The organism is Streptosporangium sp. NPDC049644 (assembly GCF_040675205.1).
In the GTDB taxonomy this organism is placed as follows: Bacteria; Actinomycetota; Actinomycetes; order Streptosporangiales; family Streptosporangiaceae; genus Streptosporangium; species Streptosporangium fukuiense.
Genome location: NZ_JBFAOJ010000230.1, coordinates 1 through 2,484, shown reverse-complemented (window position 1 = coordinate 2,484; position 2,484 = coordinate 1). Strand labels below are relative to the sequence as shown.

General features: G+C 70.7%; 2 protein-coding genes. Both read left to right on the top strand.

Features of this window, described 5'->3' with window-relative positions; all coding sequences use genetic code 11:
* Window positions 1-130 precede the first annotated feature (130 nt).
* Window positions 131-1,117, top strand: a complete 987-nt coding sequence (locus tag AB0J58_RS44650; RefSeq protein ID WP_364227857.1) for an MvdC/MvdD family ATP grasp protein — start codon at window positions 131-133, stop codon at window positions 1,115-1,117.
* A 10-nt stretch (window positions 1,118-1,127) separates the two neighbouring features.
* Window positions 1,128-2,174, top strand: a complete 1,047-nt coding sequence (locus AB0J58_RS44645; protein WP_364227860.1) for a TIGR04500 family putative peptide maturation system protein — start codon at window positions 1,128-1,130, stop codon at window positions 2,172-2,174.
* Window positions 2,175-2,484: the final 310 nt, after the last annotated feature.

Genomic DNA, 2,484 nt, shown 5'->3' with positions numbered 1-2,484 from the left:
CTCCAACCGAAAACAAGATCGACAAGCAGCTACGAAGGGAAGGTCGAATGACCGTCCAGACGACCGCCGACCTCCGTCCTTCACCGGCGGTCCGCCGCCCCGTGCGCGGGCCCGCTCTGCAAGGAGAACCGTGTCACCCCCGCATGTCCTCGTCCTCACCCGCGACCACGACCCGCACGCCGACCACATCAGGCAGCTGCTGGCCCGGCGCGGTGCTCGTACGACCGTCTTCGACAACCGCGACTACCTCGTACGGGCGCACGTCGAGCTGGCCTACACCGCGCACGGTCTGGCCCGGCGGCTGTTGCACACCGAATCCGGCACGCTCGACCTGGACTCGCTGACCGCGCTGTGGTGGCGGCGGCCCCAGCCGCCGGAGGCCCATCCGGAGATCACCGACCCCTCGGTGGCGGCCTACACCGCCCTGGAGAGCGTGAACCTGATCGGCGACCTGTGGGAGCACCTGCCGTGCCGGGTCGTGCCCGCGCGCGAGTCGGTGTTCCGGCGGGCCGGTCACAAGGCGTCGCAGCTCATGCTGGCCGCCGAGCTGGGGTTCGAGATCCCCGAGACACTGATCGCGCCCCAGCCGGACGCGCTGTGGGACTTCCACAACCGTCATGACGGGCAGATCGTCACCAAGCCCATGGGCATGCCGTGGGTGGAGAACCTCGCCGCCGGTCACACGGTCATCCGCAAGTGCGAGCTCGTCTCGCCCCGCGATGTCGGTTACGCGGACGCGCTGCGGCTCTCCCCGGTCATCGTGCAGCAGTACGTGCCCAAGCGGCTGGAGCTGCGGGTCACCGTCGTCGGCCGGCAAGTGTTCGCGGCCGAGATCCACTCCCAGACCAGCAACCGGGCGAAAGTGGACTGGCGCTGGTACGACCTCGGGGTGACCCCGCATCACGTGCATCGGCTGCCTGACGAGATCGCCGATCGGTGCCTGGCGATGACCGAGCGGCTCGGCCTGGCCTACGGAGCCTTGGACCTGGTCCTGACCCCGGACAGCCGCTACGTGTTTCTGGAGATCAACCCCAACGGGCAGTGGCTGTGGATCGAGGAGCTGACCGGTCTGCCGATCAGCGAGGCGCTCTGCGACCTACTGCTGGAAGGAGCCTGACGTGTCCCCGATGGTGCCCTCCGAGCTTCTCGGCGACGCCCTGGAATGGCTGCGCGGGCTCGACGACGCCCCGCCCGAGTCCGCCCGCGACCGGCTGTCGGATCTACGCGCCCGCCACCCGCGAGTACCCATGCGGCTGCTGTGGCAGCGGGAGGCCGCCACCGACGAATACCACTACGACCTGCTGTTCCCCTCGACCGAGGGGACCGTCTCGCTGGCCTACGCCCCGAACCGGACGATCCCCTGGCCGCTGCGCGGCGGCCAGCGTTCCGGCGAGCAGCTCGTCGTACGCGTGAACGGCGTCGACATGACCATGGAGCGGACCGTCACAACCCTGGACGTGCTGTTGGAGGACACCGGCCTGGCCCGGCAGCTGGTGAACGCCGCCCTGGTCGAGCAGGCCCTGGCCACCCGGCAGACGGATCTGTCCGACGAAAGGCTCCAGCAGGCCATGGACGCCTTCCGCCGGGCGCGAGGACTGCTGACCACAGAAGTGATGCGACGGTGGATGACCGAGCGCGGCCTGAGCCACGCCCGCCTCGAGGAGATCGTGACGAACGAGGCCGCGGTCGCGGACCTGCGCCGAGAGGTGGTCGAAGGGCGGGCCGAGGAGTTCTTCGCCGCCCACCGCGGGGAGTTCGACCGGCTGCGCGTGATCAGACTGCGGTACGCCGACCCCGAACGAGCCGACGCCGCCGCCGCGCTCCTGCGGGACGGCGACCCGGTCACGCTGGCGGCACAGGAGGTACTGGTCGGCCTGGCCACCTGCCGGATGGAGGCCAACAGCAGGGACGACCTGGTCGCGCTTTTCGGCGCACCGGCCGCCGACGCGCGGGAAGGCCAGGTGCTCGGACCCGCTCGGCTGCCGGACGGCGGCCTCTGCGTCGCACGCGTACTGGCCGTCGAGCCCGCAGTGCTCGACGAGCTGACCCGCGAGTTCGTCGAAAGGCGGATCTTCGACGACTGGCTGGGGGAGCAACGGCGCGACGCCCACGTGGAGTGGTTCTGGGGCAGCCGGGCCCGCACCGACGAGCTCACCGCCGCCCTGCGCGGCTGACCGCGCCGAAGCTTCGGACGAAGAACACAGGGGCCGACATTCGAGGAATGTCGGCCCCTGTCGATCTCTGCCGGCTTCCTGTCGGCGCCTGCCGGACGGCAGGGGGAACAGTGTCCGGTTCGGCATGCGGGCCTCCGGCGGTCGTGGGTCGGTGCGCTCATACGCGCTTACTACGCCCCTACCGGCTTGAGGCGGTGGTGCACCCATGCTCGCCCGGCCCCGGCGGCCTCGAACGACTCGGCGACGACGTCGGAGCCGACGTCCTGCTCGCCGCCCGCGAAGCCCTGCCGCTCGCGCCAGGCCATCGCGC

Excerpts from the sequence above, each read along its gene's own strand:
- AB0J58_RS44645 (WP_364227860.1), top strand. The coding sequence starts at position 1,128 with ATGGTGCCCTCCGAGCTTCTCGGCGACGCCCTGGAATGGCTGCGCGGG.